Annotated in this window: 25 protein-coding genes and 2 tRNA genes; 5 read left to right on the top strand and 22 right to left on the bottom strand. The window is 63.5% G+C overall.

Features of this window, described 5'->3' with window-relative positions:
* The 6 genes from PQ627_RS07595 to coaD all read right to left on the bottom strand — a co-directional run bounded on the left by PQ627_RS07595 (position 1) and on the right by coaD (position 3,945).
* Positions 1 to 714, bottom strand: coding sequence for a hypothetical protein (locus PQ627_RS07595; RefSeq protein ID WP_274259675.1), 714 nt, complete (start codon positions 712 to 714; stop codon positions 1 to 3).
* An 87-nt stretch (positions 715 to 801) separates the two neighbouring features.
* The gene (gene mutM / locus PQ627_RS07590; protein WP_274259672.1) at positions 802 to 1,773 is read right to left on the bottom strand and encodes a bifunctional DNA-formamidopyrimidine glycosylase/DNA-(apurinic or apyrimidinic site) lyase; all 972 of its coding nucleotides are present in this window, start codon (positions 1,771 to 1,773) and stop codon (positions 802 to 804) included.
* A gap of 6 nt (positions 1,774 to 1,779) precedes the next feature.
* Positions 1,780 to 2,490 carry a ribonuclease III gene (gene rnc, locus PQ627_RS07585; RefSeq protein WP_144659970.1) on the bottom strand — a complete coding sequence of 237 codons (711 nt, stop codon included), beginning with the start codon at positions 2,488 to 2,490 and terminating at the stop codon, positions 1,780 to 1,782.
* Between the two features lie 23 nt (positions 2,491 to 2,513).
* Positions 2,514 to 2,717 carry a 50S ribosomal protein L32 gene (gene rpmF / locus PQ627_RS07580; RefSeq protein WP_011775139.1) on the bottom strand — a complete coding sequence of 68 codons (204 nt, stop codon included), beginning with the start codon at positions 2,715 to 2,717 and terminating at the stop codon, positions 2,514 to 2,516.
* A 33-nt stretch (positions 2,718 to 2,750) separates the two neighbouring features.
* Positions 2,751 to 3,278 (bottom strand): YceD family protein, encoded by a 528-nt coding sequence (locus PQ627_RS07575; RefSeq protein ID WP_144659969.1) that lies wholly within the window; start codon positions 3,276 to 3,278, stop codon positions 2,751 to 2,753.
* A 166-nt stretch (positions 3,279 to 3,444) separates the two neighbouring features.
* Positions 3,445 to 3,945, bottom strand: coding sequence for a pantetheine-phosphate adenylyltransferase (coaD, locus tag PQ627_RS07570; RefSeq protein ID WP_144659968.1), 501 nt, complete (start codon positions 3,943 to 3,945; stop codon positions 3,445 to 3,447).
* Positions 3,946 to 3,980: 35 nt separating this feature from the next.
* On the opposite strand from coaD, the gene PQ627_RS07565 reads away from it, so the two are divergent.
* Positions 3,981 to 5,234 (top strand): aminotransferase class I/II-fold pyridoxal phosphate-dependent enzyme, encoded by a 1,254-nt coding sequence (locus tag PQ627_RS07565; protein WP_274259666.1) that lies wholly within the window; start codon positions 3,981 to 3,983, stop codon positions 5,232 to 5,234.
* Positions 5,231 to 6,019 (top strand): spermidine synthase, encoded by a 789-nt coding sequence (locus tag PQ627_RS07560; protein ID WP_274259664.1) that lies wholly within the window; start codon positions 5,231 to 5,233, stop codon positions 6,017 to 6,019. The genes PQ627_RS07565 and PQ627_RS07560 overlap by 4 nt, the downstream gene beginning before the upstream one ends.
* A 1-nt stretch (position 6,020) precedes the next feature.
* Here the strand turns inward: PQ627_RS07560 and rsmD are convergent, their stop codons facing one another.
* From rsmD to thiL, 4 genes are read right to left on the bottom strand one after another with little or no spacing between them, the layout of a single operon-like run.
* Positions 6,021 to 6,587, bottom strand: a complete 567-nt coding sequence (gene rsmD, locus PQ627_RS07555) for a 16S rRNA (guanine(966)-N(2))-methyltransferase RsmD (RefSeq protein ID WP_274259662.1) — start codon at positions 6,585 to 6,587, stop codon at positions 6,021 to 6,023.
* A 33-nt stretch (positions 6,588 to 6,620) separates the two neighbouring features.
* Positions 6,621 to 8,876 carry an ATP-dependent DNA helicase RecG gene (locus tag PQ627_RS07550; RefSeq protein ID WP_274259659.1) on the bottom strand — a complete coding sequence of 752 codons (2,256 nt, stop codon included), beginning with the start codon at positions 8,874 to 8,876 and terminating at the stop codon, positions 6,621 to 6,623.
* The gene (locus PQ627_RS07545) at positions 8,866 to 9,864 is read right to left on the bottom strand and encodes a DAK2 domain-containing protein (protein ID WP_274259769.1); all 999 of its coding nucleotides are present in this window, start codon (positions 9,862 to 9,864) and stop codon (positions 8,866 to 8,868) included. The genes PQ627_RS07550 and PQ627_RS07545 overlap by 11 nt, the downstream gene beginning before the upstream one ends.
* A gap of 22 nt (positions 9,865 to 9,886) precedes the next feature.
* Positions 9,887 to 10,900 carry a thiamine-phosphate kinase gene (gene thiL, locus PQ627_RS07540; RefSeq protein WP_274259657.1) on the bottom strand — a complete coding sequence of 338 codons (1,014 nt, stop codon included), beginning with the start codon at positions 10,898 to 10,900 and terminating at the stop codon, positions 9,887 to 9,889.
* A gap of 123 nt (positions 10,901 to 11,023) precedes the next feature.
* On the opposite strand from thiL, the gene PQ627_RS07535 reads away from it, so the two are divergent.
* Positions 11,024 to 11,533: a DUF3515 family protein gene (locus PQ627_RS07535; RefSeq protein ID WP_144659962.1), complete on the top strand. Its 510-nt coding sequence runs from the start codon at positions 11,024 to 11,026 to the stop codon at positions 11,531 to 11,533.
* Between the two features lie 7 nt (positions 11,534 to 11,540).
* Here PQ627_RS07535 and PQ627_RS07530 read toward each other — a convergent pair whose 3' ends face one another.
* From PQ627_RS07530 to leuC, 6 genes are all read right to left on the bottom strand, one after another.
* Complete coding sequence (locus PQ627_RS07530; protein WP_274259654.1) at positions 11,541 to 12,677, bottom strand: D-alanine--D-alanine ligase family protein; 1,137 nt, start codon at positions 12,675 to 12,677, stop codon at positions 11,541 to 11,543.
* A complete protein-coding gene (locus PQ627_RS07525; protein ID WP_274259652.1) occupies positions 12,677 to 13,729 on the bottom strand; it encodes an NAD(P)H-dependent glycerol-3-phosphate dehydrogenase in 1,053 nt (350 codons plus the stop codon). Before PQ627_RS07525 ends, PQ627_RS07530 begins: the two co-directional genes overlap by 1 nt.
* Positions 13,726 to 14,499: a lysophospholipid acyltransferase family protein gene (locus PQ627_RS07520; protein ID WP_274259650.1), complete on the bottom strand. Its 774-nt coding sequence runs from the start codon at positions 14,497 to 14,499 to the stop codon at positions 13,726 to 13,728. Before PQ627_RS07520 ends, PQ627_RS07525 begins: the two co-directional genes overlap by 4 nt.
* Positions 14,500 to 14,510: 11 nt before the next feature.
* Positions 14,511 to 15,836 (bottom strand): UDP-N-acetylglucosamine 1-carboxyvinyltransferase, encoded by a 1,326-nt coding sequence (gene murA, locus PQ627_RS07515; protein ID WP_144659958.1) that lies wholly within the window; start codon positions 15,834 to 15,836, stop codon positions 14,511 to 14,513.
* A 208-nt stretch (positions 15,837 to 16,044) separates the two neighbouring features.
* Positions 16,045 to 16,653, bottom strand: a complete 609-nt coding sequence (leuD, locus tag PQ627_RS07510; RefSeq protein WP_144659957.1) for a 3-isopropylmalate dehydratase small subunit — start codon at positions 16,651 to 16,653, stop codon at positions 16,045 to 16,047.
* Between the two features lie 9 nt (positions 16,654 to 16,662).
* Complete coding sequence (gene leuC / locus PQ627_RS07505; RefSeq protein ID WP_274259647.1) at positions 16,663 to 18,114, bottom strand: 3-isopropylmalate dehydratase large subunit; 1,452 nt, start codon at positions 18,112 to 18,114, stop codon at positions 16,663 to 16,665.
* Between the two features lie 110 nt (positions 18,115 to 18,224).
* Here leuC and PQ627_RS07500 point away from each other — a divergent pair, with 110 nt between their 5' ends.
* Positions 18,225 to 18,944 carry an IclR family transcriptional regulator gene (locus PQ627_RS07500; RefSeq protein ID WP_014922101.1) on the top strand — a complete coding sequence of 240 codons (720 nt, stop codon included), beginning with the start codon at positions 18,225 to 18,227 and terminating at the stop codon, positions 18,942 to 18,944.
* Positions 18,945 to 18,946: 2 nt separating this feature from the next.
* Positions 18,947 to 19,483: a DUF1697 domain-containing protein gene (locus PQ627_RS07495; RefSeq protein ID WP_274259638.1), complete on the top strand. Its 537-nt coding sequence runs from the start codon at positions 18,947 to 18,949 to the stop codon at positions 19,481 to 19,483.
* On the opposite strand, the gene PQ627_RS07490 is transcribed toward PQ627_RS07495, so the two are convergent.
* From PQ627_RS07490 to gltX, 6 genes are all read right to left on the bottom strand, one after another.
* Complete coding sequence (locus PQ627_RS07490) at positions 19,480 to 21,099, bottom strand: GTPase (protein WP_274259636.1); 1,620 nt, start codon at positions 21,097 to 21,099, stop codon at positions 19,480 to 19,482. The genes PQ627_RS07495 and PQ627_RS07490 overlap by 4 nt on opposite strands.
* Positions 21,096 to 22,889 (bottom strand): dynamin family protein, encoded by a 1,794-nt coding sequence (locus PQ627_RS07485; protein ID WP_400453388.1) that lies wholly within the window; start codon positions 22,887 to 22,889, stop codon positions 21,096 to 21,098. The genes PQ627_RS07490 and PQ627_RS07485 overlap by 4 nt, the downstream gene beginning before the upstream one ends.
* 98 nt (positions 22,890 to 22,987) lie before the next feature.
* Positions 22,988 to 23,060 (bottom strand) — tRNA-Glu (locus PQ627_RS07480).
* A gap of 128 nt (positions 23,061 to 23,188) precedes the next feature.
* Positions 23,189 to 23,260: transfer RNA gene (locus PQ627_RS07475), tRNA-Gln, on the bottom strand.
* A 138-nt stretch (positions 23,261 to 23,398) separates the two neighbouring features.
* On the bottom strand, positions 23,399 to 24,127 hold the full coding sequence (locus PQ627_RS07470) for an HAD family hydrolase (RefSeq protein WP_144659952.1): 729 nt from the start codon (positions 24,125 to 24,127) through the stop codon (positions 23,399 to 23,401).
* Between the two features lie 14 nt (positions 24,128 to 24,141).
* A complete protein-coding gene (gene gltX / locus PQ627_RS07465; protein WP_274259633.1) occupies positions 24,142 to 25,662 on the bottom strand; it encodes a glutamate--tRNA ligase in 1,521 nt (506 codons plus the stop codon).

Raw genomic sequence — 25,662 nt, 5'->3', positions numbered from 1 at the left:
TCAGTCCGCGCTCGTGTGCAGGCTGCCCAAAAGCTGGAAGCGCGAGCTGCCCGTTCCCGTGGTCGATACCGAAACCGTTACTGTATCCGTGCCACGGACGAACCGGGCGGCCATCGCCCCCTCGCCGGCGGGCGCATCTTCGGTCCAAAATCCATGGGAGACCAAGGAGTCGCGGAAGGACCCCAATACTTCTGCCCGTGGCTTGTCAACGATGCCGTCGGCGGCAACCTGGAGGACGTTTCCTGAGGTCGACACCGAGGTCGAGCCAATGGTTGTTCCGGCAGGCAGCGTCAGGACTCCTGCGGGCCATCCGTCCACCACTTGCCCGGACGCCGTACCGGGCTCCGGCAAGGCTCCGGTGATCAGTGGAGCGGGAGGCGTCGGCTCGGGCAGACCTGTGGGGGTTGCTGTGACAGGCGGGAGGACTTCCAGCGCCTGGCCGCCGGAGGGGGCGCCGCCGTCGCCACCGCCGTCAGTGCTTCCGCCCGATGAACCGCCCGACGGCGAACTTCCGGAGGTGGGTGCCTCGGCGCCTTGGGAGGTGGTGCCCGATGGAGCACTGGACCTGGATCCCGGGCTATGGCTTGAAGCCGGCGATGACGTACTTTGCGCGACAGGTCCCGGCTTCGCAGCCAACTGGTCAAAGAGAAGTGCGACGGCGGCAATCAGCACAGCCAGGCATACGCCCGCGATGACCAGCCGTCGCGCCATCATGGCGTTCCCGCAAAAACGTTGTGCCGCGCCGAGCGTTTCATGGGGACAGTCTGCCATCCGCACCGGAAATCCGGAACAGTTTTGGACCTACCAGCGACCATTCCTTGGGCGTGGCTGACACGTGGGGCAGAAGTAGCTCGAGCGGTTCATGAATTGCTCCCGTTTGATGACGCTTTGGAGGCCCAATTCCGCACATCGGGTGCAGTATTCACCGGCCCGCCCATAAGCGTTGAGGGAACGGGCAAAGTATCCGGAATCGCCGTTGACGTTGACGTACAGCGAATCGAAGCTGGTGCCACCGGCCGCCAAAGCAGCCTCCATGACGTCCCTCACTGCCGTGATGAGCCGCTCTGCGTCTGCCCGGCGCAAGGTATCGGTAGCCCGCGCATAGTGGAGCTTTGCCTGCCACAGCGCTTCGTCGGCGTAGATGTTGCCGATCCCGGAGATCAGCCCTTGGTCGAGGAGCGCCCGTTTGAGGCCGGTCTTCCGCTTTTTGATCTTCCGGTAGAAGTCGTCGAGGGAGAAATGCGGGTCCAACGGGTCCCGGGCGATGTGCGAGGCTTCTTCGGCTATCTCGGGCAGCGGTGTCTCGCCGAGGCCGCCTGGTCCGGCGTCTGGAGTGGGCACGAGCGAAGTGACAAAGAGCCCGCCGAAAATCCGCTGGTCCACGAACCGCAGTTGCTCCGGCATGCCGTCCACCGGGCTCAAAGTGATCCTGACCTTGAGGTGCTTTTCATCCGCCACCTCCGGGTCCTGCATCAGCAGTTGCCCGCTCATCCCCAGGTGCGCCATCAACGCCACCTTCGGCAACGCTTCACCGGTTATCGTGGGCGCGCTGTCCTGGAAGCCGTTCATGGACAGCGGCATCCAAAGGAACTTACCGCGCCGGACGACGTCGAGGACGGTAGCGTGCTCGAGGTTCCCCATGAAGTCTTCGGTGCCCAAGGCGTGGCGCCGGATCGAACGCGGGTCAAGTACTTCGACACCCGTTATGGTCCGCCCGCGAACCCACTTGGCGAGTCCGCGACGGACCACTTCTACTTCGGGAAGCTCAGGCATGGAGGCTCAAGCGGAGGCGGGACCGGCAGGAGCAGAGTCCAGGGCAGTCAGGGCGCGCCAGGCGTCCGCTGCCGCTTCCTGTTCAGCTTCCTTCTTTGAGTGTCCGGAACCGCGTCCATAGGGTGTTCCGCCGATGTTCAGGACAGCTTCGAAGGTCCGCGCATGGTCAGGTCCGGAGCCTTCCACCGCGTAGTGGATGGCACCCAGCTGCCGGCTGGCGGTGAGTTCCTGGATGCTTGTCTTCCAGTCGGTTCCTGCTCCGAGGGCGCCTGCGTCCTTCAGGAGCGGGCCCACCAGGCGCATCACCAGCTGGCGCGCCGTCTCGATGTCGTTGGACAGATAGGTCGCACCGATCAGTGCTTCCATGGTGTCAGCCAGGATGGAGGCCTTGTTCTTGCCATCGGTGAGCTTTTCGCCCTGTCCGAGGTAGATAAACTCGCCGATACCGATCTCCCGGCCGATCCCAGCCAGGGCGCGCGTACTGACGACGGCGGAGCGCCGCTTGGCGAGCTCGCCCTCGGGCAGTTCGGGGTTCTCACGGTAGAGGGAATCGGTCACGGAGAAACCCAGAATGGAGTCGCCGAGGAACTCGAGGCGCTCGTTGGTGGGGATCCCGCCGTTCTCATACGCGTATGAGCGATGTGTGAGAGCAAGACGAAGCGTCTCGGTGTCAATCCAGACACCGAGACGCTTCAGAAGCTCTTCAGTTGAAGACATCCTTTGTCAGCCTCTACGGCAGATTAGGCGTCTGCGACCTTGCGGCCCTTGTATTCAAGGAACAGCGCGGTGCCGGCAGAGTCGGTAACGACCTTTGCCTGGTGCGGCAGGCTGTAGGTAACCTGGCCGTTTTCGATGGTCTTGACCAGGTTGGGGGCAGTTGCCTTCCACTGGGCACGGCGGGCGCGTGTATTTGCGCGAGACATTTTCCGCTTGGGAACAGCCACGGCTATCTCATTTCTCTCTTAGACGAACACTTACTAATCGGTTTGCCGGTCAGTCTTAGCCAGATCAGCTAGGGCAGCCCAGCGAGGGTCAATGACCTCGTGGTGGTGCCCCGGCTCGTCTTCCAGACGCACTCCACATTCGGAGCACAGACCCTGGCAGTCTTCCCGGCACACCGGCTGGAACGGCAGCATGGTGACAACTGCGTCCCGCAACACCGGCTCAAGATCGATCAGATCGTACTCGACTCGACGTTGCTCTTCATCGTCTTCTTCGGCGGAAAGCTCAGCGCCTTCGTAGAAGAAAAGTTCTTGCACATTGACCTCAAGGTCATACGCAAGGGGATCCAGGCATCGACCGCATTCGCCGGTTACTTCGACGACCGCGGATCCGGATACCAGAATTCCTTCGTGTACGGCCTCAAGACGAAGATCGAGCTCGATATCCGAGCCTTCCTTTACGCCAATGAGCGCCACACCAAGGTCACTTGGTGCAGGTACATGCTCGTTGAGTGTCCGCATGGTCCCCGGACTGCGTCCGAGGTCCTTGACCAACAGCGCCAAGGGCGAACTTGCATCTCGCTTAATGAGAACTCCTGTAGAACATATGACCGACGTACCATCTTAGCCTGATCACGCGTGAGGACTCAAACCGGCGCCAAGCGCGCGGAGGAGCACGCTGATTCCGGAATGGGGAACTCTGCGTGAAGCCGCAGGTACTCCCACCAGACTACCCTTTGCGGGGAGGTTCGCTGGGCGACTCGCCTGCAAGGAGCCTCTTCAACACCGACTTGGGCACGAAGTCGGAGATGTCGCCCCCGAGGACGTTGACTTCCTTGATCAGGGTTGACGACAGGTGCACATAATGCGCTTCGGCGGGCAGAAAGACCGTTTCGACGCCGGTCAACTGTCGGTTCATGGTGGCCATCGGCAACTCGTAGTCGAAATCCGAGGAGGAGCGCAGGCCCTTGACGATCGCCGAGATGCCCCTGCGTCGGCAGTACTCGGCCAGCAGGCCTTCTCCCATGGGCTCAACGATGATGCCACGCAGGGAAGCCAGCGTCTCGCGAGCCATCTCCATGCGCTCTTCGAGGCCGAACCTGTACTTCTTGGCGTAGTTGGTGGACACGGCAACGATGACTTCGTCAAACAGGCCGGCGGCCCGGGCAATGACTTCGAGGTGTCCGTTGTGGATGGGGTCAAAGGATCCAGGGCATACCGCGCGTCTCATGAGACGAACCTACCCCATCGCTTCACCGGGATACCATGGCTCCCATGGCATCAGCAGGCAGCAGCACCCCCTTCTCCGGAACAACCACCGGGGCTCCGGCCCCCTGGAAACGTGCTGCGCTTGGAGCCAATTTGTTGTCGCCCGACGGCGGCCTGGGCGTCACCATCTTCGAGGAAATGACAACGTTGGCCATGTCCACCGGCGCCATCAACCTGGGGCAGGGATTCCCCGACGAGGACGGTCCGGCCGAGATCAAAGCCGCTGCGCGGGCTGCCATCGCCGACGGCGCCAACCAATACGCACCCGGTAAAGGTATTGCCGCCCTACGGGAAGCCGTCTCCGCGCATCAGCAGCGCTTCTACGGCCTTGACCCCGATCCCGAGACCGAAGTCCTGGTCACCACAGGGGCAACCGAGGCCATCGCTGCCGCGCTGCTGGCCTTCATCCAACCCGGCGACGAAGTCCTGACCTTCGAGCCTTTCTACGATTCTTATGGGGCGATCATCGGGATGGCCGGCGCCAAGCATGTGACCGCTCCCCTGCTGGCACCGGACTTCCTGCCCGACCCCGCAACGCTGGAAGCGTCCTTCAGCAACAGGACGAAAATCGTCCTCCTCAACAACCCCCACAACCCCACGGGAGCAGTCTTTCCGGAGAGTGTGCTCACCACGATCGTGGAGCTTGCCGCCAAATACGACGCCATCATCGTCAGTGACGAAGTGTATGAACACCTCACCTTCGGAGTGGAGCACATCCCGGTGACCTCCCTCCCCGGTGCCGCTGAACGGACCATCACCATCTCCTCAGCCGGTAAGACTTTCTCTTTCACAGGCTGGAAGATCGGCTGGCTCACCGGTCCGTCGCACTTGGTGGCCGCAGTCCGCACGGTGAAGCAATTCCTCACCTACAGCTCCGGCACGCCGTTCCAGGGTGCAATCGCAGTCGGGCTGGGGCTTCCTGACGCTTTCTACCAGGGCATCGCCGAAACCCTGCAGCAAAAACGCGATATCCTCGCCGAAGGTCTTCGTGCCGCCGGCTTTGGCGTCTACAACCCCAGCGGCACCTACTTCATCAATGTCGACACCGCACCCCTTGGCATCCAGGACTCCGTTGATCTTGCACGGCGCCTGCCCGGACTCGTGGGCGTGGCCGCAATCCCTGTTCCCGTCTTTTGCCACCCGGAAGGCGCCGAACGCACCAGAAGCCTGCTGCGCTTCGCCTTCTGCAAGAAGATCGACGTCCTTGAAGAAGCAGCTGGGCGACTTGCCAGCCTGAAGGACCGGCTGTGAGGCCAAAGGACCGGGGTCACGCCGAGCGCTTCCTGAGAACCACCGGCCAGCACGCCACTATCGCACCGGATGAGTTGGTTGAGGGCAGCTTCATCCTGAGCATCGGCGGCGCCGAACAGTCGCACGTGAACCTGGCTGCGCCGGAGGAGATCTTCTACGAGTACCTTCGCAGGATCGGGTCGCTGGTGGATCTGGCCGCCCCTCCCGGACAAGCCGTCCGGGCCCTTCATCTGGGCGCAGGAGCGCTCACCCTGGCACGTTACATCCAGGCCACCCGCCCGGGCTCGGAACAGTACGCAGTTGAACTGGAACGTGAACTCCTGGACTTCGTCCTCCAAAAACTGCCCCTGCCCGAAGGCACCAGGTTGACCACCCATATTGGCGACGCACGTGCCGCCTTGGCTGAGCTGCCCGCAGAGGTGGGATTCGACGTCGTGATCCTTGACATCTTCTCCGGGCCCGAGGCTCCTGCCCATATCGCGTGCCGTGACTTCTACGAAGAAGCCGCCGCACGGCTGGCTCCTGACGGCGTCCTGATAGTGAACGTCGGAGACGAGCCTGCGCTGACGCTGGTCCGCAGCCAGGTCTCGGCCCTTCGGGCGGCCATGGAGGACGTCGCTGCTTTTGCGGAAACCGGGATGTTCGCGGGCCGTTATCCGGGCAACATTATTTTGGCAGGCACCCGGACGCCATGGCCTGCGGAGTGGACAGCCGAGCTGCTGGCCAAGGGGCCGCACCCTGCCACCGTCCTCCACGGCGTGGATCTGGACCAGATTACGGGCTGACTCAGGCAGGTTCGGCGAACCACAACTTGGTCTCGCCATATTTCTTATCAGCGAAGCTTTCCAAGGCGTCAGGCCATGCGGGTTCAGGACTGCGGGAACTCCGCTCCACCACTACCACGGCAGCATCGTCCAGGTGCGGCGCCAATTTTTCGAGCACTGCGCTCAAGGCCTGCTCGTCCAAGGGGTAGGGCGGATCGAGAAAGACCAGATCCCATACGGAAGACTCGCCTGCCCGTTCAAGGAAGGACTCCACTTTGGAGCGGTGGACGGAAACCTTCTTGGTCCCCAGGCTCTGGTTGACCAGGTCCGCATTCCGCTGGCAGACGTCGCTGGCCCGGGCATCGAACTCCACCAGGTCCACGCTGCGCGCACCCCTGCTGGCACTCTCAACGCCCAGCGAACCGGAACCGGCATAAAGGTCAAGGACCCTGGCGTCGTCGATGACTGCCAACGACTCCAGCCTCGAGAACAGCGCTTCCTTGACGCGGTCAGTGGTGGGCCGTGTCGCAGTCCCGGGAACACTTGCCAAGGGGTTTCCACCGGCAACTCCGGCGATTATCCGGCTCACTGGGCAACTCCCCGTCGACGCTGTCCGGGACTACTAACCGCGTTCAAGGAACGCCTCCTTCTCGGGATTCAAGTACTGGTCGATCGCAGCGGAAAGGGCCGGCTGGTCCTGCAAAGTAGGATCCTGGCCCACCAACGCTTGGGCATCGGCCCGAGCGCGGGCGATGATGTCCTCGTGCTCAAGGACCCGGAGCAACTTCAACGTCGAGCGCCCACCGGATTGCGAGGCACCCAGGATGTCGCCTTCACGACGAATCTTAAGGTCCTCCTGCGATAACTCGAAACCGTCTGTGGTGGAGGCAACGGCTTCCAGCCGGCGGCGGCTCGGATGGCCAGGCTCCAGGGTAGTTACCAAGAGGCACGTGCCGGGAAGGCCGCCACGACCCACCCGCCCCCGCAGCTGGTGGAGTTGTGAAATGCCAAAGCGGTCAGCATCGAGGATGACCATCAAGGTGGCATTGTGGACGTCCACACCGACTTCGATGACCGTTGTGGAAACCAGCACCTTGGTCTGGTTGGAGGCAAACGACGCCATGGTTTCCGACTTCACCTGTGGGTCCTGCCGGCCATGAAGCGGTGCCACCGGCACGCCGCCCAGGGACGGCTCCTGCGCGAGGCTCTCGACGACGGCGGTCACCGACGCGAGTTCCCGGGCCGAACCCTCGTCCGACAGCGCCGCGTCGCTTGGTTCCGCTTCGCCCGGACTGAAGTCGCCGTCGTCGTCCGATCCGATCTTGGGGCACACCACGTAGACCTGATGCCCGGCATCGACTTCCTCCCGCGAACGCTTCCAAATTCGGTCCGCCCAGCCAGGGTTTTCCGCCAGCCCCACCACGTGGGTGGAAATGGGCGCGCGGCCGGCCGGAAGTTCATCGAGGATGGACGTCTCAAGGTCGCCGAAAACAGTCATTGCCACAGTGCGGGGAATAGGCGTTGCAGTCATCACCAACAAGTGCGGTGGCCGTTGGGCTTTTGCCCGGAGGGCGTCACGCTGCTCAACTCCGAAGCGATGCTGCTCATCCACCACGATCAGCCCGAGATCCTGGAAACTGGTCTTGTCGCTCAGCAGGGCATGCGTACCAATGACGATTCCCGCACTTCCCGAAGCAGCGTCCAGCATCGCCTGCTTCCTCGCGGCAGTAGGCATGGAACCGGTCAGAAGCGTTACCTGCACGGACTGTTGGGAGAGGTCTCCACCCAGCATGCCCGCGCCGCCAAACATGGTGTCGCGGGCCAGGGTGCCGAGCGTGCGCCGAATCGAATCGAAGTGTTGGGCGGCCAGGACCTCGGTAGGGGCAAGGAGCGCAGCCTGGCCACCGGCATCGACCACCTGGAGCATGGCGCGCAGGGCAACGATGGTCTTGCCGGAACCCACCTCTCCCTGCAGGAGCCTGTTCATGGGGGTGTCGCGGCCCAGCTCTTCGGCAAGGGTCTTTCCGACGGCGGCTTGGCCGGCGGTCAGGGTAAAGGGCAGGCTCCGGTCGAAGCTGCTGAGCAGGCCATCTGCTGTGGGACGCCTGGCGGTGGCTTCTTCGGCCGCGAGTTGGGCACGCCTGCGGGCCAAGGCAGTTTGAAGGACCAAAGCTTCCTGGTAGCGGAAGCGTTCCTGCGCCCGCTGCCAATCCTTCGGCGTCTCCGGCGAGTGGATCAGCCGGTATGATTCGGCGACGCTGAGCAGCCCGTCCCTGGCAGCAATACGCTCCGGGATCGGGTCCTCCAACGCGTCGAGGTCCAGGGTTTGTAGCAGGGAGGCAACCACCTTGTGGATGGACCAGCTGGTCAGCTTCGCCGTGGCCGGGTACACCGGAATCGGCATCGCCGCGAGCTTGGCGGGGTCAACGGAGTCCTCAGCCTCCGGATCCTCGTCCAACAGGAGGAAGTCCGGATTGGTCAGGCCCAGGGCACCGCCATAACGGGTGACCTTGCCTGAAAACATCGCCCGCCGTCCGGCCAGGAGTTCAGCCTTGGCCCGGAAACCATTGAAGAAGCTGACCTTCAGTGTCCCGGGAACACCGCTCCCGCCGGCCTCATCGGTAACGACGACATCGGTGATGGAGCCCCGGCGGGCGCGCATCTGGCGGGTGCTGTTGGACACCACACGGGCTATGAGCGTGACCTCCTCATCGAGCGGCAGCTTGCTGATGGGAGTCAGTTCGCCCCGGCTCAGATAACGCCGCGGGAAGTAGTTCAGCAGGGCACCGCAGGTCTTGAGCCCCAGGTGTTTCTCGATAACCGCCGCTGACCGCTTGCCGATCCTGCGTTCGAGCGGCAATTCCAGTTCAGTAGTCATGCCGTGGCTGGTCGGTATCGTGTCGCGGCAGGGCCAGCTGGCTGACGGCGATGTCGGTGGGATCACCCAGGGAACGAATCAACTCGACGGCGGGAGCCGGGTCGGGGACGTGGACGTGGACGCGCCACCGGTAGCTGGCCTCCAGCGTGGATTCCTCGTCATCATCGTTGGCCTGCGCGCCGCCAACCTGGCTCATGATGACAGAATCGCCCATTTCATCCAGGCGTTGACGCAGGATGGCGGCATTGAGCGGGGAAAGGCTGATGGTGCACATGACCTCCACCCCGTCGTCGGCCGGCATGTGCTCATGGATGTGCGGATCCTGCAGTTTGTAGCCGTGCAAGTCGTCCAGGAGCTCGTCCTGCAGTTCCTCGCCCAGCACGGCGGATCGGAGGCAGTCCAGCACCAGCAGCATGCCCACCCCGCCGGCGTCGACCACGTGCGCCTCCTGCAACTGGACCAGCTCGTCCTCGGTGCGCAGCACTGCCTGATAGGCGGCATCCACCACGGCGTCCAGCGACAGACCCAGCGCATGGTTGCTGTCGTCGCCGTCTTGTTCAGCGTCGACCCGCTGCGCGGCATGCGCGGCGGCCTCCAGGACAGAGAGCATGGTTCCAGCCACCGGTTCGCTGAGTGCTGACCAGGCACGGATTTGGGCCCGGTTCAGCGCTGTGGCCAGAAGCGGAGCACTGAGCCTGCTCTTGCCGGCCAAAGGCTCGGCTGCGGCGCACAGGAATACTGCGAACAGAGTTCCCGAGTTGCCCCTCGCCTGCTCCATGGCTGCTTGGCCGGCTTTCGAGAGCACAGCGCCGACATCATGGGCGGCATCGGGAGCTTCCGATTCATCAAAAACCGAAGCAGCAGCACGTACTGTGAGGTAGAGGTTGGTTCCCGTGTCTCCGTCGGCGACGGGAAAGATGTTGATCGCGTTAAGGCGGTCACTGTGGTTTCCGAGGACCACTTCCGCCTTGCCGAGCCAACGTTTCATGGCGTGCGCGTTCGCGGCGATCTTAGTCTGCAAAGTGATCCCATCCAACGGTGTCAGCAGCATGCCCGGCGATCCGGACGCCGCTGCCTGTCGGCTCGACAACGGCTTGAACTGAGCCTATCGCAGTGAAGCCCTGAGGCAGCTGAATTCCTGCTGGGAACGTGGCCAGCAACCCATGGTCCTCTCCCCCGCCAAGTACCCAGGGCAGGGCATCAAGATCCAGCAACGCAGCCGCTGGTTCGAGCACGGCGGCATACTTTTTCAGTGCCAGGGGGTCGAAGTCGAGCACGGCATTGCTGGCAGCGGCGAGCCGTCCGCCGTCGCGCAGCAAACCGTCGGAGATGTCCAACATGGCAGTTGCGCCGGCCCTGGCCGCCTCCGGTCCCGCCGCCAGAGGCGGCAGAGGCCTGCATTGGTGCTCCACAAGGCCCTTGAGCTCTTCGCTGAGGCTCTCGTAGGGAACATCGCTTTCAAGCAACGCCCAGCCCGCGGCCGCCCGCCCCAAGGTGCCGGCCACCGCTACGACATCGCCCGCCATCGCGCCGGAGCGCAGCACCGGTGCGACTCCGGCAAGGGTCCCGACGACGGCGACTGTCACCGCGATTTCGCGGCCGCGTCCAAGGTCACCTCCGACAACAGAGCAATCCAGGGCACCCAACTCAACGATGGCGGCGGTCAGTCCATCCGCAAAAGCTTCCACCCAGTCGACAGGTGTGGACGGCGGCATGGTCAGGCTGACGACGAGGGAAGAAGCACTGCCGCCCATGGCATTGATGTCACTGAGGTTCTGTGCGGCGGCCTTCCACCCGACGTCGTACCCGGTGGTCCCGTAGCCGTTATTCCACTGGAGCCTGAAGTCCTGGTCCTGGGTTTGCGTGTCGATGGAAATCAGGGTGCGGCCATCCGGAGCGGCTACCAGGGCGGCATCATCACCGGGACCCAGCAGAACGCCGGCACTGCTGTTCAGCCGGGGAAAGATCCGGGCAAGGAGCTCGGACTCGGAAAGGTCTTGGACGGTCTCTTGTTCTGCTGGCACGGCTCTACGCTATCGCGATCCCCTGACAGGATAACGACGCAGCGATGCACCGCCGGCTTCGCAGCAATGTGACCGGGGCTACCCACGCCCGTTCGGCCCGTGCGTGCGGGATAGGCTGGAGGGATGCATCGAAAGACCCTCCGCCGCACTGCGCTGGCCGTTTCCCTGGCCTCTGCATCCGTCCTGGCTTTGTCGGCCTGTTCACCTGCCGTTGACGTTACCGCAGCCGCGGACGCAGCCAACCCTGCCTGTGCCCCCATGATGGTGGCCCTGCCCGACAAGATCGGCGATGCTGCGCTCCGCAAGACGAACAGCCAGGCTACGGCTGCCTGGGGAGATCCCTCGCAGGTCATTCTCCGCTGCGGTGTGAACGTGCCCGGACCCACCACGGACCGCTGTGTCAGCGTCAACGACGTCGACTGGGTCATCAAGGAAGGCGATCCCGTGTACACGCTGACTACTTTTGGCCGTGTACCCGCCACGGAGATACTGATCGATCCGGTCAAGTTGGAAGCGGCCAACATCAGTTCCGCGACAGTCCTGACCGAGCTCGCGGCCGCCGTTGGAAAAATCAAGCCCACCGGCAAGTGCGTCGGCCAGGAGGACCTGCAGAACCTGCCTTCGAGCAAGTAGGCGCGATCTAGCGCAGGCCCGTCTTCCGGGTCAATGCCAAGTGGATGAGTTCGTCAATGAGCTCTGCGTAACCCAGTCCTGAGGCAGCCCACATCTGCGGGTACATGCTCTTGGGAGTAAAGCCGGGCATGGTGTTGATCTCATTGATGATCAGCTCTCCCGCAGCAGTGTAGAAGAAGTCCACGCGGCTCAGGCCTTCGGCGCCCACGGCGTCGAAAGCCACTGCGGCCAATTCCCTGACTCGTGCGATTGCTTCGTCCGGCATGTCGGCCGGGCAGCTGAGGGCAGCCGCCCCATCCTCCACGTACTTGGCAGCGAAGTCGTAGAACTGGTGTTCCCCGGCAGCAACCGCGATCTCCCCCGGCATGGAGGTGCGTGGTGCATCGGTCCCGCGTCCCTGCAGGACTGCACATTCGATCTCACGTCCAACGATCCCGGCCTCGATGACCAGCTTCAGGTCGTGGCGGCGCGCCTCTTCGACGGCGGCATCGAGGCCTTCCAGCGAATCAACCTTGGAAATTCCCATGGAAGAACCAGCACGTGCCGGCTTGACGAACACCGGGAAACCGAGCTTGTCCACGCGTTTGCGGACAGCCTCGGGGTCGGTCACCCATTCGCGGTCCGTCACGGCTATGTAGGGGCCCACCTTCAGTCCGGCGGACTCGAAGACCACCTTCATGAAGTGCTTGTCCATTCCCACTGCAGAGGCCAGCACGCCGGCGCCTACATAACGGGTGTCGGACAATTCCAGCAGGCCTTGGATGGTTCCGTCCTCCCCCCATGGACCGTGCAGCAGCGGAAACACCACGTCCACGCTGCCCAATTCCTCCGGAACGGCATTGGGCGCTGTGACGATCAACTGGTGTTCGCCGCCGACTTCGGCCAGGGTGACGGTTCTGCCCGACGCCGCAACCTCGGGAAGGGACGTCGAGCTCAAGGACCACTGGCTGGTGTCGCCCGATGCCAAAACCCATTGACCGGACTTGGCGATGCCGATCGGGATGACCTCGTACTTGTTCGTATCGATGGCGCCCATGACACCAGCGGCTGTAACGCAACTGACGGCGTGCTCGCTTGAGCGGCCCCCGAAAAGGATCGCTACGCGGGGTTTGGCCTTCACAGCCGCGGGTTCTTCAATCACCATCAGTAGTCGCCTTCGGACTTCAGTGCCCGGGCCAGCAATCGCGGCCCCAGGTCATCAACGGACATTCTGCCTTCCAGCACGGCCACTACCGCCGCGGTGATGGGCATTTCAACGTTCAGTTTCCCCGCCAGTTCATGCACGGCAGGGCCGGACTTGATGCCTTCGGCGGTCTGCGTCATTTCTTCCGCCACCTGCTCCAAGCTGAGCCCTTCACCGAGCAGCCGTCCGGCAGTGTGATTCCTTGAGAGTGCGGACGAGCAGGTGGCTACGAGGTCACCGAGCCCGGCAAGTCCGGCCATCGTGTGGGCTTCCCCGCCCAGCGCCAGAGCGAGCCTTGACGTTTCGGCGAGTCCACGGGTGATGACGGAGGCCTTGGTGTTGTCGCCCATTTGGCGGCCTTCACAGATCCCCACAGCCAAGGCGATGACGTTCTTGACAATGCCGCCGATTTCCACGCCGACAACGTCAGTACTGGTGTAGGGACGGAAGTAGGGCGCCGTGCAGCACAGGGCAATGGCAGCGGCTGTGTCGGCGTCGCTGCAAGCAACAACGGAGGCGGTTGGCTGCTCGCGGGCAATCTCCATGGCCAGGTTGGGTCCGGAAACCACCGCAACCCGCGATTCCGGAAGGCCAAGCTCCTGGGCTATCACTTCGCTCATGCGGGCATCCGTACCCAGTTCCAGGCCCTTCATGAGGGACACCACCACGGCGTCGGGGGCCAACAGCGCTTTCCAGTCACGCAGCTGGGGCCTCAGCGACTGCGCGGGTACCGCGAGGACCACCAAAGAGGCATCCTTCAGTACTTCTTCCACGTCCGTGGATGCGGTGATGGACGCCGGCAACTCAATGTCCTTCAAGTACTGCTCATTGAGGTGGGCCGAGTTGATCTGCTCCACTACTTCGGCGCGGCGTCCCCAGATACGGATCGTGCGCTCGACTCCGGCAGCTGTTGCAGCGTCAGCAAGGATTTTCGCAAACGTGGTGCCCCAGGACCCGGCGCCCAGCACGGCCACTGTGGTGGGCACAAACGCCGGGCTTTCGATCAGCGTCACTTTCCAGCCTCCGGGTCCTCATCCTCATCAGGTGCACCTTCAACGAGACGGCCATGCTTGCTCTGCTTGTGGAGCGCGGGGTCCCATCGCTCAGCCGGCGCCTCTTCGCCGCGAACCGTCTCCAGGAGAGCCGTGATGGCGTCCATGATCACCTCGGTGGCTTCCGTGAGGGTACCGCGGTCAAGGGGGCGGTCAGTAAAGGAACTCAAATCCACCGGTTCTCCGACCAGCACCCGGACAGTCTTTCGCGGAAAGACGTGGAAACGCTTGGCGTACCTGGGGAACACCTCCTGCGCACCCCAGTGCGCTACGGGAACCACAGGCGCCCCCGTTTGCAGAGCCAGGCGGGCAGCCCCGGTATGGCCCTTCATGGGCCAGAGACCGGGATCGCGGGTCAGCGTACCTTCCGGATAGATGATGATGGCGCCGCCGGCGTCCACCACCTCTTTGGCGAGCTGCAGCGAGCGGTTCGCCCCCGCCGTCGAGCGTTCAACCGGAATCTGGTTTGTGGCGCGCAACAGGCCCCCCAGCACGGGCACCTTGAAAAGTCCCGATTTGGCCAGGAAGTGCGGCGGACGCTTCTGGTTGTACACCATATGCCCCACAACGATGGGGTCGATCTCGGTGCAGTGATTGGGCACCGCGATGAAACCACCGGCAGGAAGATTTTCCAGGCCTTCCCACTTCTTGGCCATCAACAGGTTCATTGCCGGGCGTGCAATCCCCGCCAGCAACGTGAACACGGCACGGCTCGTGGCCGATTCCTTCAAAGGATCCCCCGCTACTTGATGGTGGTGATGTCGAAATCGGCACCCAAGGCAGCCAGCTTCTCGGTGAAGCGCTCGTAACCGCGGTTGATGATATCGATCCCGGTGACCTTGGATGTTCCCGTTGCGGCCAAGGCTGCAATGAGGTGGCTGAAGCCGCCACGAAGGTCAGGAATGTCGATGTCCGTGCCCCGGAGTGGGGTGGGGCCGGAGATCACGGCGGAGTGCAGGAAGTTGCGCTGGCCGAAGCGGCACGGCACGCTGCCAAGGCACTCGCGGTGCACCTGGATGTTCGCTCCCATGCGGGCGAGGGCCTCGGTGAAGCCAAAGCGGTTCTCGTAGACGGTCTCGTGGACAATCGACACGCCCTCGGCCTGGGTCAACGCGACCACCAGCGGCTGCTGCCAGTCGGTCATGAAGCCAGGGTGGACGTCAGTTTCGAGGACCAGCGGAGTGAGTTTTCCGCCCGGGTGGTAAAAACGGATGCCGTCATCGCCGATGTCCATCCCGCCGCCGACTTTGCGGTAGGTGTTCAGGAACGTCATCATGTCGCGCTGGGAGGCGCCTTCAACGAAGATGTCGCCCCGGGTCACCAAGGCAGCAGAGGCCCAGGAAGCGGACTCGTTCCTGTCCGGAAGCGCTCGGTGGTTGTATCCGCGCAGGTCCTTGACGCCCTCGATGCGGATGGTGCGGTCCGTTTGGACGCTGATGATGGCGCCCATTTTCTGCAGGACAGCGATCAGATCAATGATCTCCGGTTCGGTTGCCGCACCGATGAGCTCGGTGATGCCTTCGGCACGGGTTGCGCTGAGCAAAACCTGCTCGGTAGCTCCCACCGACGGATAAGGAAGCGAAATCTTGGCACCATGAAGGCCATGCGGGGCTGAAATGTGGATGCCGCCCGGACGCTTTTCCACGACGGCACCGAACTGCCGGAGCACATTCAGGTGGTAGTCGATGGGCCGGTCACCGATCTTGCAACCGCCAAGGTCCGGGATGAAGGCTTCGCCGATCGCGTGGATCAGCGGTCCGCAGAGCAAGATGGGAATGCGGGAGTCCCCTGCATGCGCATCAATGGCCGTGCTGGACGCTGTCTTGGCTTCCGTGGGATCCAGGGTGAGGTCGCCCGTCACCGGATCCTTGACGACAGTCACTCCGTGCAGCTGCAGGAGGCTGGTGACAACCTCTACATCCTTGATTTCCGGCACGTTCCTCAGCACCGATGGTTCACTGCCCAGCAACGCGGCCACCATGGCCTTGGGCACAAGGTTCTTGGCACCGCGGACGGTCACTCGTCCGGTTAACGGGACGCCACCGCGGATTGTCAGAACACTACTCATCTATACCGGTTTCCTCACGACTACTCGCCCCCCAAACTGACAAAGGCTCCAGCTAAGCATAGAAGCTCACGTTACCGAACCGAAATGGACCCGCCCCGCGCCACACGGATCCGGCGTCCGTAAATCCAGCGCAAAAAAGGACCGCCAGCCCCTTTCCTCGGGGTCCGACGGTCCTCTGCCAGCGTAATTTCCGCTGATCCGTCAACGGTTAGACGGCGTCCGCTTTCGCCGGAAGCGTCCGGGGCTTGAAAGATGGCCGGGTGGCTTCGTAGGCGGTGATGTCTTCTTCGTGCTGGAGCGTCAGGCCGATGTCGTCCAGTCCCTCCAGGAGGCGCCAGCGGGTGTAGTCGTCGATCTCGAAGGGTGCCACGACATTGCCGCATTCAACAGTCTTGGACACCAGGTCCACCTTGACCTCCGTGCCGGGGTTGTTTTCCAGCACCTTCCAGATGAGTTCTATGTCGTCCTGGGCAACCTGGGCGGCCAGCAGGCCTTGCTTGCCTGAGTTGCCGCGGAAGATGTCGGCGAACCGCGAGGACAGGACGGCCTTGAACCCATAATCCTTCAGTGCCCACACAGCGTGTTCCCTGGAAGATCCCGTGCCGAAGTCCGGACCGGCCACCAGCACGGAGCCGGCGTTGAACGGAGCCTGGTTAAGGATGAAGGATTCGTCCTTGCGCCATCCGGCGAAGAGGGCATCCTCGAAGCCGGTGCGGGTGATGCGCTTGAGGTAGACAGCGGGGATGATCTGGTCGGTGTCGACGTTGCTCTGGCGCAGCGGGACCCCGATGCCGGTGTGGGTGGTGAATTTTTCCATGGGGTCCTCCTAGACTGCGGTTCCGGTCAGCGTTCCGGCCGAGGCCGGCTCAAGGTCCGACGGCGAGCTCAACGTTCCGCGGATGGCGGTGGCTGCGGCAACGACGGGCGAGACCAGGTGGGTGCGTCCGCCCTTGCCCTGCCGGCCCTCGAAGTTGCGGTTCGACGTCGAGGCGCAACGCTCCCCCGGCGCCAACTGGTCAGGGTTCATGCCCAAGCACATGGAGCAACCAGCGAAACGCCATTCGGCACCGAAGTCTTTGAACACCTTGTCCAGGCCCATTGCTTCGGCCTCCAAACGGACACGGGCCGAACCCGGCACCACCAGCATGCGCACGTTGGGGTCCTTTTCGCGGCCGCGGATAATGTCCGCGGCTGCGCTCAGGTCCTCGATGCGGGAGTTCGTGCAGGAACCCAGGAACACGGTGTCCACCCGGATGTCCTTCATGGGCGTTCCAGCTTCCAGACCCATGTAGGTCAGTGCGCGCTCAGCGGCCAGCTTGGCGTTCTCGTCGCCGAAGTCCTCCGGGGAAGGAACCTTCGCGGAGAGGGAAACGCCCTGGCCTGGGTTGGTTCCCCAGGTTACGAACGGTTCCAATGTGTCGGCATCCAGGTCCACTTCGACGTCGAACGTCGCGTCCTCGTCGGTGTGAAGCGTGTTCCAGTACTGGACGGCGGCGTCCCAGTCAGCGCCCTGCGGCGCGTGCGGACGGCCCTTCATGTATTCGTACGTCGTCTGGTCCGGAGCGACCATGCCGGCACGGGCTCCGGCCTCGATGGACATGTTGCAGATGGTCATGCGGGCATCCATGGACAACGCACGGATGGCTGAACCGCGGTATTCCAGGACATAGCCCTGGCCACCGCCGGTTCCAATCTTCGCGATGACTGCCAGGATGATGTCCTTGGCAGTAACACCCGGGCGCAGCGTGCCCTCGACGTTGATTGCCATGGTCTTGAACGGCTTCAGGGACAACGTCTGGGTAGCCATGACGTGCTCGACTTCAGAAGTTCCGATGCCCATGGCCAGCGCTCCGAAGGCGCCGTGCGTGGAAGTGTGCGAGTCGCCGCAAACCACCGTCATGCCGGGCTGGGTCAGGCCCAGCTGCGGGCCCACGACGTGCACGATGCCCTGTTCCTTGTCACCCAACGAATGTAGGCGTACACCGAATTCCTTGCAGTTGGCGCGCAGCGTTTCGATCTGCGTGCGGCTGGTGAGGTCTGCAATCGGCTTGTCGATATCCAGCGTCGGAGTGTTGTGGTCTTCCGTGGCGATCGTCAGGTCCACGCGGCGCAGCTTTCGGCCGGCCAGGCGCAAACCTTCGAAGGCCTGCGGAGACGTCACTTCGTGGACCAGGTGCAGGTCGATGAAGAGAAGATCGGGCTGGGCGTTGGCTCCTTCGCCTTCACCCTTGCGCACAACGTGCGCGTCCCAGACTTTCTCGGCCAGTGTCTTTCCCACGGCCTGCTCCCTTCACTGTTGGTTGTTCTACATCCACTGAAGCAGCACCGCTGCAAAATAGGCCAGTGAAACAACTTGCATCTCAGATATTGAGACGGCAATATCATTACATGGACAATTCTAGTGGAGTCGGTGTCATTGATAAAGCGGCCCAAGTGCTTGATGCCCTCGAGGCCGGACCAACGACACTTGCGCAGCTCGTAGCAGCCACCGGACTCGCCCGACCCACGGTTCACCGCCTCGCCCTGGCCCTGGTCCACCACCGCCTGGTAAGCCGCGACATCCAAGGACGCTTCGTCCTGGGAAGCCGCCTCGTTGAGCTGGCCTCCGCCGCCGGCGAAGACCGCCTGATCGCCTCCGCCGGCCCCGTACTCATCCAGCTCCGTGACGCGACCGGAGAGAGCGCCCAGATCTTCCGCCGCCAAGGCGACTGGCGCGTTTGCGTGGCATCAGCGGAACGTCCCATCGGCCTCCGCGACACCATTCCGGTGGGCACCCAGTTGTCCATGAAGGCCGGCTCGGCAGCCCAGGTGCTGCTGGCGTGGGAAGACCACGACCGCCTCCTGGAAGGGTTGCAGAACGCGCGGTTCACCCCGACCGTCCTGGCAGGAGTACGACGCCGGGGCTGGGGTCAGAGCCTCGGCGAACGCGAGCCGGGGGTCGCCTCGGTTTCGGCACCCGTGCGGGGCCCTTCCGGGCGGGTGATCGCGGCCGTGTCGATTTCGGGTCCCATCGAACGACTCACCCGCCAGCCCGGCCGCCTGCATGCCGAAGTCGTCTGCAACGCTGCGCGGGTCCTGACTGAGGCATTGCGGAAGAACAACGACTAGTCATGCACAGCTACGCCGTGTTCCTGCGCGGAATCAATGTGGGCGGCATCAATATCAAGATGGCCGATCTCAAGGACGCCCTTCAGGACTACCCGTTCTCCAAGGTCAAGACCCTGCTGGCCAGCGGAAACGTAGTGCTGCAAAGCGAACTCACCGCCAAGGACGTCAAGGCACAATTCGAGAAGTGCCTCCGTGATTCCTTTGGCTATGACGCCTGGGTGGTGGTCCTGACAGCGGATCGCGTGGCCCGGCTGGTTGAGGCATGCCCCTACCCGGCCGATGACAAGTCCACGCACAGCTACGTCACGTTGGCTTCTGACAGTGCAATGCTCGATGAGCTCTTCGAGGCCGGCAAAACCTTGGATGGCGTGGAACAAACACGCCTGGGACCGGAGGCAATGGCCTGGTTGGCTCCTGCCGGCGGGACGTTGGACAGCCCTTTCAGCAAGCTGTCATCCAAGCCGCGGTACAAGGCAAGCACCACTACCCGGAACCTCCGTACCCTGGTCAAAGTCAGCGACGCCGCCGCAGCCCTCTAATTCGTCCGGGCAGCCTTCAGGGCAGCGTTGAAGGCCCGCAACCGCGTGACTTCAACATCAACCGGTTCGACGATCCTTCGCTCGGCCACCACCGCAACCGCTGCCCTCAACCGCTTCGCCGCCCCCGCCGCCCTGGCGCGGGCCGCCCAGCCACCCAGAACACGACCAAGGATGGCCAACAGCACGCCCAGCGCGACTCCCCCGGCAACCATGAGCGTGGGCCACGGCCACCCTTCGGTCCGGGGCACCTCCGGCACAGGCATCTGGAAGTAGCCAAGGGCCGCCAGGACACCGAGCCAGCCAAGGCCTCCTACCGCCAGCAGGAGCGCAATCCACTGCAGCGTATTGAACAGCATCCACCACAAGGGTCGTTTCGCGGTTTTCAGGTCCGTTCCAGCGATGGCTTGGTCCAGCGCATCCGGCAGCTGTTCGCGCCCTTCCCGTGCAGCTGCACGGATTGCTGCGCGCCAGGGACCGGGAGCACCAGCTGATGCCTCATCGGCGAAATCCCTGACAGCCGCATCGGACCGCGCGCGCTGCGGCGCGCCGGCAGGCGGCAAGGACGTCCGGCTCAACTCGGGCTTGGTGTCGCTTCGCCCAAGGTTCAGCCTCCGCAGGGGGTCGGACCGGAACCGCAGCAACCATCGCGTCACAGGCCACCCCGTCCTGCGCGCCGATTCCCTCCGGAAAGAACGCTGGACCGCGTCCACCACCACTGGCACGTTGGCCGCCGTCGCCAACTCCTGGGCCAGGCGGGACTTCGCGCCACTGGTGATGCCCTTCGCTTCCCCGTCGCCGGACACTTCGCTCAATCCGGCGGCAGCCGTGGCGACATCGGCGGCCAGGCGCTGTGTGGTGGCGGCCCGCTGGACCACGACGTTCCTGATGGCAGCGCGGACGGTTGGTACGCCGTCGCCCGTCAGGGCTGACGCACCCATGACGCGGACCTTCTCCAGACCATCGCGGGCAAGGATCCCCTTCAACGACTCCATGACTGCGGCAGCATCCGGGGCGCTGAGCTTGTCCACCTGGTTCAACACGACCAAGGTGACAGCGCCGTGGGAGGCCATCGGTCGGAGAAACCCGTTGTGCACCGCTGCATCAGCATACTTCTGCGGGTCCAGGACCCACACCAGGACATCCACCATCCCGACCATCCGCTGGACAATCTCCCGGTTTTCCAGTCGGGTCGAATCGAAGTCCGGCAAATCAAGGAGCACCAGCCCGGCGTCGTCGTCGGCGAACCCCGGCACCGCCTGCAACACGTGACGCTCCTTCACTTCCAGCCAATCCAGCAGCGGGCCGCTGCCCTCTTCGCCCCAGATGCCCGCCATAGGCTCCGACGTCGTTGGCCTACGCGCAGCCGCAGTGGCCACATCACTGCCGGACACTGCGTTGAACAACGATGACTTTCCACTGCCGGTGGCACCGAAGAAGCCCACTACGGTATGCCCCGCCGACAATGAACGCCGCGATGCCGCCCGTTCCAGGACGTCATAGACGGACTGGAGCACCTGATCCGGAAGGACACCCTCGGCGAGCTCGCGGGCGGTGTTCAAGGCTTCGAGCTGTCGCTGTAACTGGGACGATTCACGGACCTGGCTGTGGCGGCTCATGCGGCCCCTGCCAGTCGGCCGAGCGCCGTGGCATGCCTGAGCAGGTCAACGCCGGAGCCTGTCGGGGCAGCCTCGATCCTGCTGAGGAAGCGCTGCCGCTCTTCATCCAGGAGGCGCTGGCACTGCGTGTGCAGATCCTGCCTTGCCTGCTGGGCCAGGCGACGGACCGCGTCCTCGCCGAACACTGCTTCCAGCAGCTTCTGGCCGACCACGGCCGTTCCACCCGCGATGCCAATTTCCAGTCCGCTCAGTCCGGCCGTCATCGAGAACACCACGACCATGAGCGCGGCACCCAGTCCGTTGACGCCGAAGGACAACCACCTCGCCTGGGTCCGTTTACCTTGGCCTTGTGTGCGGATCATCTCCATCAGGCCCTCCTGCCACGTACGAATTGCAGCGGCCGCCTTCGTATCAAATCCCTCACTTGTTCCCGACAGGTCATCGGTACCTAATAGCTGGCGGCCCGCAGGGTCCGAACGCCAACGCCTGTCAACGTTTTCGGCCGCGTTCGCAGCTTCGTCCAGGATCACGGCCTGGAGCCCTGTTTCGATTGCGGTCTCCACCTTCACGGCTGGAGCCGGTTCGCCGCGGAAGAAAGCGCCCATCCGGTCCCTCATGCGTCCGATGTTCTGTTCGAGGCCGCGGAAGAACTCCCCCGTTCCCACGAAGTCCTGCCACCGGGCCAGGACTTCGCCGCGCAGTAGTGCCCCGTCCTTCGTGGCGTCCAGGATGCGGGCCAGCGCGTGTTCATATTCCTCCTCGCACAAACGCCCGAGGTCACGTGCTGCAGCTTCCTGTGCGCTGGCGGCGGCAGCAATGCCTTCCAGCCGGTGACCTACCGCTTTCACGGCGCCGTTGAGTGTCCGGCGGGCGACGTCGGCGCGGCCGGCCGCGTTGGCAGCCAAGGCTCCGAGCCATATCCGCAGGGGTTCCACCGATTCCGCCGGGAGCATGCCCAACCCGTCCAAGGCACTCTCCCGCACGACAAAGAGCTTTGCCTGGCCGAGTCCTTGTCGGTCCAACATTGCTTGAAGATCGGTTTTCACTTCCTCCTCGGCCGCCGCGGGCACGCGGTCCAGGACCACGGCTACGGTGATGTCCCGCGAAGCCGCGTCGACGAGCAGCCGCCACGGAACGGCGTCGGCATAGCGGTTGGCGGTGGTGACAAAGATCCACAGGTCAGCTGCTGCCAGCAGTTGACCGGCGAGCCGGCGGTTGTCGTCTGAGATGGAGTCCACATCCGGCGCGTCCAGGAGCGCTATGCCTTGGGGTACCGTGTCATGCGCAGCCAGCACCAACGACGTGATCGCTTGCGGATCGGGAGCCGCGCCTGCCTGGTTGGCCGGGACGGGAACCGACGACACCGTCCCGCGGATCCGCTGCAGGCCGGGCAGTATCCGTTGCCCTTCGAACCACTCTGCGTCCTCGGGGTGATGGAGGAGGATCGGCTGGCGGGTTGTGGGTCTGATCGCGCCCGCACGGGTCACAGGAAAGCCCACCAGGGCGTTGACCAGCGTGGACTTGCCGGCGCCGGTTGAACCACCGACGACGGCCAGCAGCGGGGCATCCAGGCTGCGGTAGCGGGGAATGATGTAGTCGTCCAGCTGGGCCAACGACTCCCGGATCCACTGGCGGGCTTCCTGCGCTTCGGGCACTGCCAAAGGAAGAGCGGTGGCCGCGAGTTCGGCCCGGGCAGCTTCCAACGTCTCGACGGCGGCGGCCACCCCTTGTGGGGCAACGCGCGGCTCGGGGTTGGCCCGGGAGGCTGACGGGTCTTCGTGTGCAGTCACAGCATCATCATGCCAGTCCGGCACTCCATACCAACGGCGGGCAGGCGCAAAGGGCAAAAAGAAATCCCCCGGAACATGCGTTCCGGGGGATTTGCTTGTGACCCCAGCGGGATTCGAACCCGCGTTACCGCCGTGAGAGGGCGGCGTACTAGGCCGCTATACGATGGGGCCTTGCACTTTCTTATCACCGTTTCCGGCGATCAAGCTGAATGAGTATTTCATACTTTCAGCTCTGTTCCAAATCGCTTTCGCGGCTTGAAACTTCCGAATTTCCAGCGTGATTACGCGGATTTTCAGAGCTGGGATACCAGGACTCGAACCTAGAATGACGGTACCAGAAACCGTAGTGTTGCCAATTACACCATATCCCAAAGTGACTTTCGGACCGGAGTTCCTCGCCCCGGTTTCCCTTGGCTTTTCCCTCCGTGCCCCTCAGCACGAGTAATGACTCTACCGGAGTCTTGCCACCTGCACAAATCCGTAAGGCGTTACCTGCATCACATGCAAAATCAGGTGGCCGCCGGGGCCGTGGCAAGGAGCTGCCGGAGCGAATCCACTTGGCGGCCACTGAACCCGGCTACCTCTTCACCCACCCTGTTGAGCCACACGCCCACCAAGCCGGCCGCCGTCGCGCCATCGGCGTCGAGCAAGCGGTTATCGCCTACGTAGAGGGTCTCCCCCGGCGTGGTGCCCAGAAGGCGTACACCCTCCAGGTAAATCGCAGGATCCGGCTTGGCGACACCCACGGTGTCGGTGCCGACCAGGATCCTGATCCGTTCCAGGCCGGCGCCGTCCAACTTTGCACGCTGGTAGTCGTGGACGTTGTTGCTCACCGCGCCATAAGGGACGCCGGCCGCATCCAGGGCGTCGAGCACTTCTTCCACGTCGTTGAAGGCCCGGACGTAGGCCGTTTGGCGTTTGTGGTACTCAGCCACCCAGGCCTGGGACTCCTCGCCGTCCTCAAGCTCGACGCCGAAGTGCCCCAAAGCAGCGCGTCCGCGGAGCAGCCTCTGCTCGTTGAAGGTCAGCTCGCCAGCCAGGTAGCGGTCGTAAAAATGCGTGGTCTCATGCGTGAAGATGCGGCCGAACTTCACCCACCCGGCCTGGTCCAGGCCGGGCAGGAGATGTTCGCTGACGTCACGCAACGCGGTCGTCATGGCGTACTCAAGATCCACCAAGGTGTCATCGATGTCGAAGAGGACACCGCGGATGGTGCCAAAGGAAGTTGCAATAGCCATGACGGGTGCCGCTCCTAGCCGCGGAAAGCGCGAACGCGGGCCAAGGAGGAATCCTTGCCCAGGATCACCATGGACTCGAACAGCGGCGGGGAAATCCGGCGGCCCGAGATCGCCGTGCGCACAGGTCCGAAGGCAGCGCGGGGCTTGATGCCCAGATCTTCCACCAGCGCCTGCTTCAGCGCGGTCTGGATGTTCTCCGCAGTCCATTCCTCAATGCGTTCCAAAGCGGCCAGAGCCGCGTCGAGAACTTCTTCGAGGTTGGCAGGCAGGCCCTTTCGGGCGTCGTCTGCGATGTCGATTGCGTCGTCTGCCTTGAAAAGGAAGGCAAGCATCTCGGGAGCCTCGCCGAGCAAGGTGATGCGCTCCTGGACCAGCGGCGCCGCCTCGGCAAGAATCTCCTCCTGCCGTGGAGTGAGGATCTCGCCAACGAAACCGGCAGCGCGGAGGTAAGGAACGAGCCGCTCCTTGAAGTCCTCGGGTGCAAGCATGCGGACGTGGGTTCCGTTGATGGCCTCGGCCTTCTTGAGGTCGAAACGGGCAGGGTTGCCCAGGACATCGTGGATGTCGAAGTTGGCCACGAGCTGCTCCACCGTGAAGATGTCCTCGTCAGCGCTGAGGGACCAGCCCAGAAGCGAGAGGTAGTTGAGGAGGCCCTCGGGGATGAAGCCACGTTCGCGGTGCAGGAACAAGCTGGACTCGGGATCGCGCTTCGAGAGTTTCTTGTTGCCCTGGCCCATCACGTACGGCAAGTGGCCGAACTCCGGCATGTATTCGGCGACACCGATAGCGTAGAGCGCACGGTACAGTGCGATCTGGCGCGGGGTGGAGCTCAGCAGGTCCTCGCCGCGCAGGACATGGGTGATGCCCATCAGCGCATCATCCACGGGGTTCACCAAGGTGTACAGCGGAGCGCCGTTGGCCCGGACCACTGCGAAGTCGGGTACCGAACCGGCCTTGAACGTGATTTCACCCCGAACGAGGTCGTTGAACGTCAGGTCCTCATCCGGCATCCGGAGGCGCAGGACAGCTTCCCTGCCTTCGGCCTTGAACTGGGCGAGCTGCTCCTCGGTGAGGTGGCGGTCGAAACCGTCGTAGCCCAGCTTGGGATCGCGGCCTGCAGCCCTGTGGCGGGCTTCGATCTCATCCGGCGTGGAGTACGACTCGTAGACATGTCCCCCGGCCTTGAGCTTGGCGATGACGTCCTGATAGATATCGCCGCGCTGCGACTGGCGGTACGGCTCATGCGGACCGCCGACTTCCACACCCTCATCCCAGTTGATGCCGAGCCACTTCAGGGCATCGAGCAACTGGTGGTAGCTCTCCTCGCTGTCGCGGGCAGAGTCCGTGTCCTCGATGCGGAAGATCAACTTGCCGCCGGTGTGGCGTGCATAGGCCCAGTTGAACAGGGCTGTGCGGATCAGGCCAACGTGCGGGGTACCCGTAGGTGAAGGGCAAAAACGGACGCGGACCGGGGTCTCGGCGTTGACGGCAGGGATGGCGCTGGAGGCAGCGTTCGACGCAGAAGCAGTAGTCAT

Origin of the sequence: Paenarthrobacter sp. AB444 (assembly GCF_028736865.1) — a bacterium.
Taxonomy (GTDB): domain Bacteria; phylum Actinomycetota; class Actinomycetes; order Actinomycetales; family Micrococcaceae; genus Arthrobacter; species Arthrobacter nicotinovorans_B.
The sequence above is the reverse complement of the archived record's forward strand: the minus strand, read 5'-3'. Positions and strand labels throughout refer to the sequence as shown.

Bases quoted from the DNA above. Each gene is read 5' to 3' on its own strand.
- PQ627_RS07595 (WP_274259675.1), bottom strand. From the start codon at position 714: ATGATGGCGCGACGGCTGGTCATCGCGGGCGTATGCCTGGCTGTGCTG.
- mutM (WP_274259672.1), bottom strand. From the start codon at position 1,773: ATGCCTGAGCTTCCCGAAGTAGAAGTGGTCCGTCGCGGACTCGCCAAG.
- rnc (WP_144659970.1), bottom strand. From the start codon at position 2,490: ATGTCTTCAACTGAAGAGCTTCTGAAGCGTCTCGGTGTCTGGATTGAC.
- coaD (WP_144659968.1), bottom strand. From the start codon at position 3,945: ATGAGACGCGCGGTATGCCCTGGATCCTTTGACCCCATCCACAACGGA.
- PQ627_RS07565 (WP_274259666.1), top strand. From the start codon at position 3,981: ATGGCTCCCATGGCATCAGCAGGCAGCAGCACCCCCTTCTCCGGAACA.
- PQ627_RS07550 (WP_274259659.1), bottom strand. From the start codon at position 8,876: ATGACTACTGAACTGGAATTGCCGCTCGAACGCAGGATCGGCAAGCGG.
- PQ627_RS07545 (WP_274259769.1), bottom strand. From the start codon at position 9,864: ATGAAACGTTGGCTCGGCAAGGCGGAAGTGGTCCTCGGAAACCACAGT.
- PQ627_RS07535 (WP_144659962.1), top strand. From the start codon at position 11,024: ATGCATCGAAAGACCCTCCGCCGCACTGCGCTGGCCGTTTCCCTGGCC.
- PQ627_RS07530 (WP_274259654.1), bottom strand. From the start codon at position 12,677: ATGGTGATTGAAGAACCCGCGGCTGTGAAGGCCAAACCCCGCGTAGCG.
- murA (WP_144659958.1), bottom strand. From the start codon at position 15,836: ATGAGTAGTGTTCTGACAATCCGCGGTGGCGTCCCGTTAACCGGACGA.
- leuD (WP_144659957.1), bottom strand. From the start codon at position 16,653: ATGGAAAAATTCACCACCCACACCGGCATCGGGGTCCCGCTGCGCCAG.
- PQ627_RS07500 (WP_014922101.1), top strand. From the start codon at position 18,225: ATGGACAATTCTAGTGGAGTCGGTGTCATTGATAAAGCGGCCCAAGTG.
- PQ627_RS07495 (WP_274259638.1), top strand. From the start codon at position 18,947: ATGCACAGCTACGCCGTGTTCCTGCGCGGAATCAATGTGGGCGGCATC.
- PQ627_RS07490 (WP_274259636.1), bottom strand. From the start codon at position 21,099: ATGAGCCGCCACAGCCAGGTCCGTGAATCGTCCCAGTTACAGCGACAG.
- PQ627_RS07470 (WP_144659952.1), bottom strand. From the start codon at position 24,127: ATGGCTATTGCAACTTCCTTTGGCACCATCCGCGGTGTCCTCTTCGAC.
- gltX (WP_274259633.1), bottom strand. From the start codon at position 25,662: ATGACTACTGCTTCTGCGTCGAACGCTGCCTCCAGCGCCATCCCTGCC.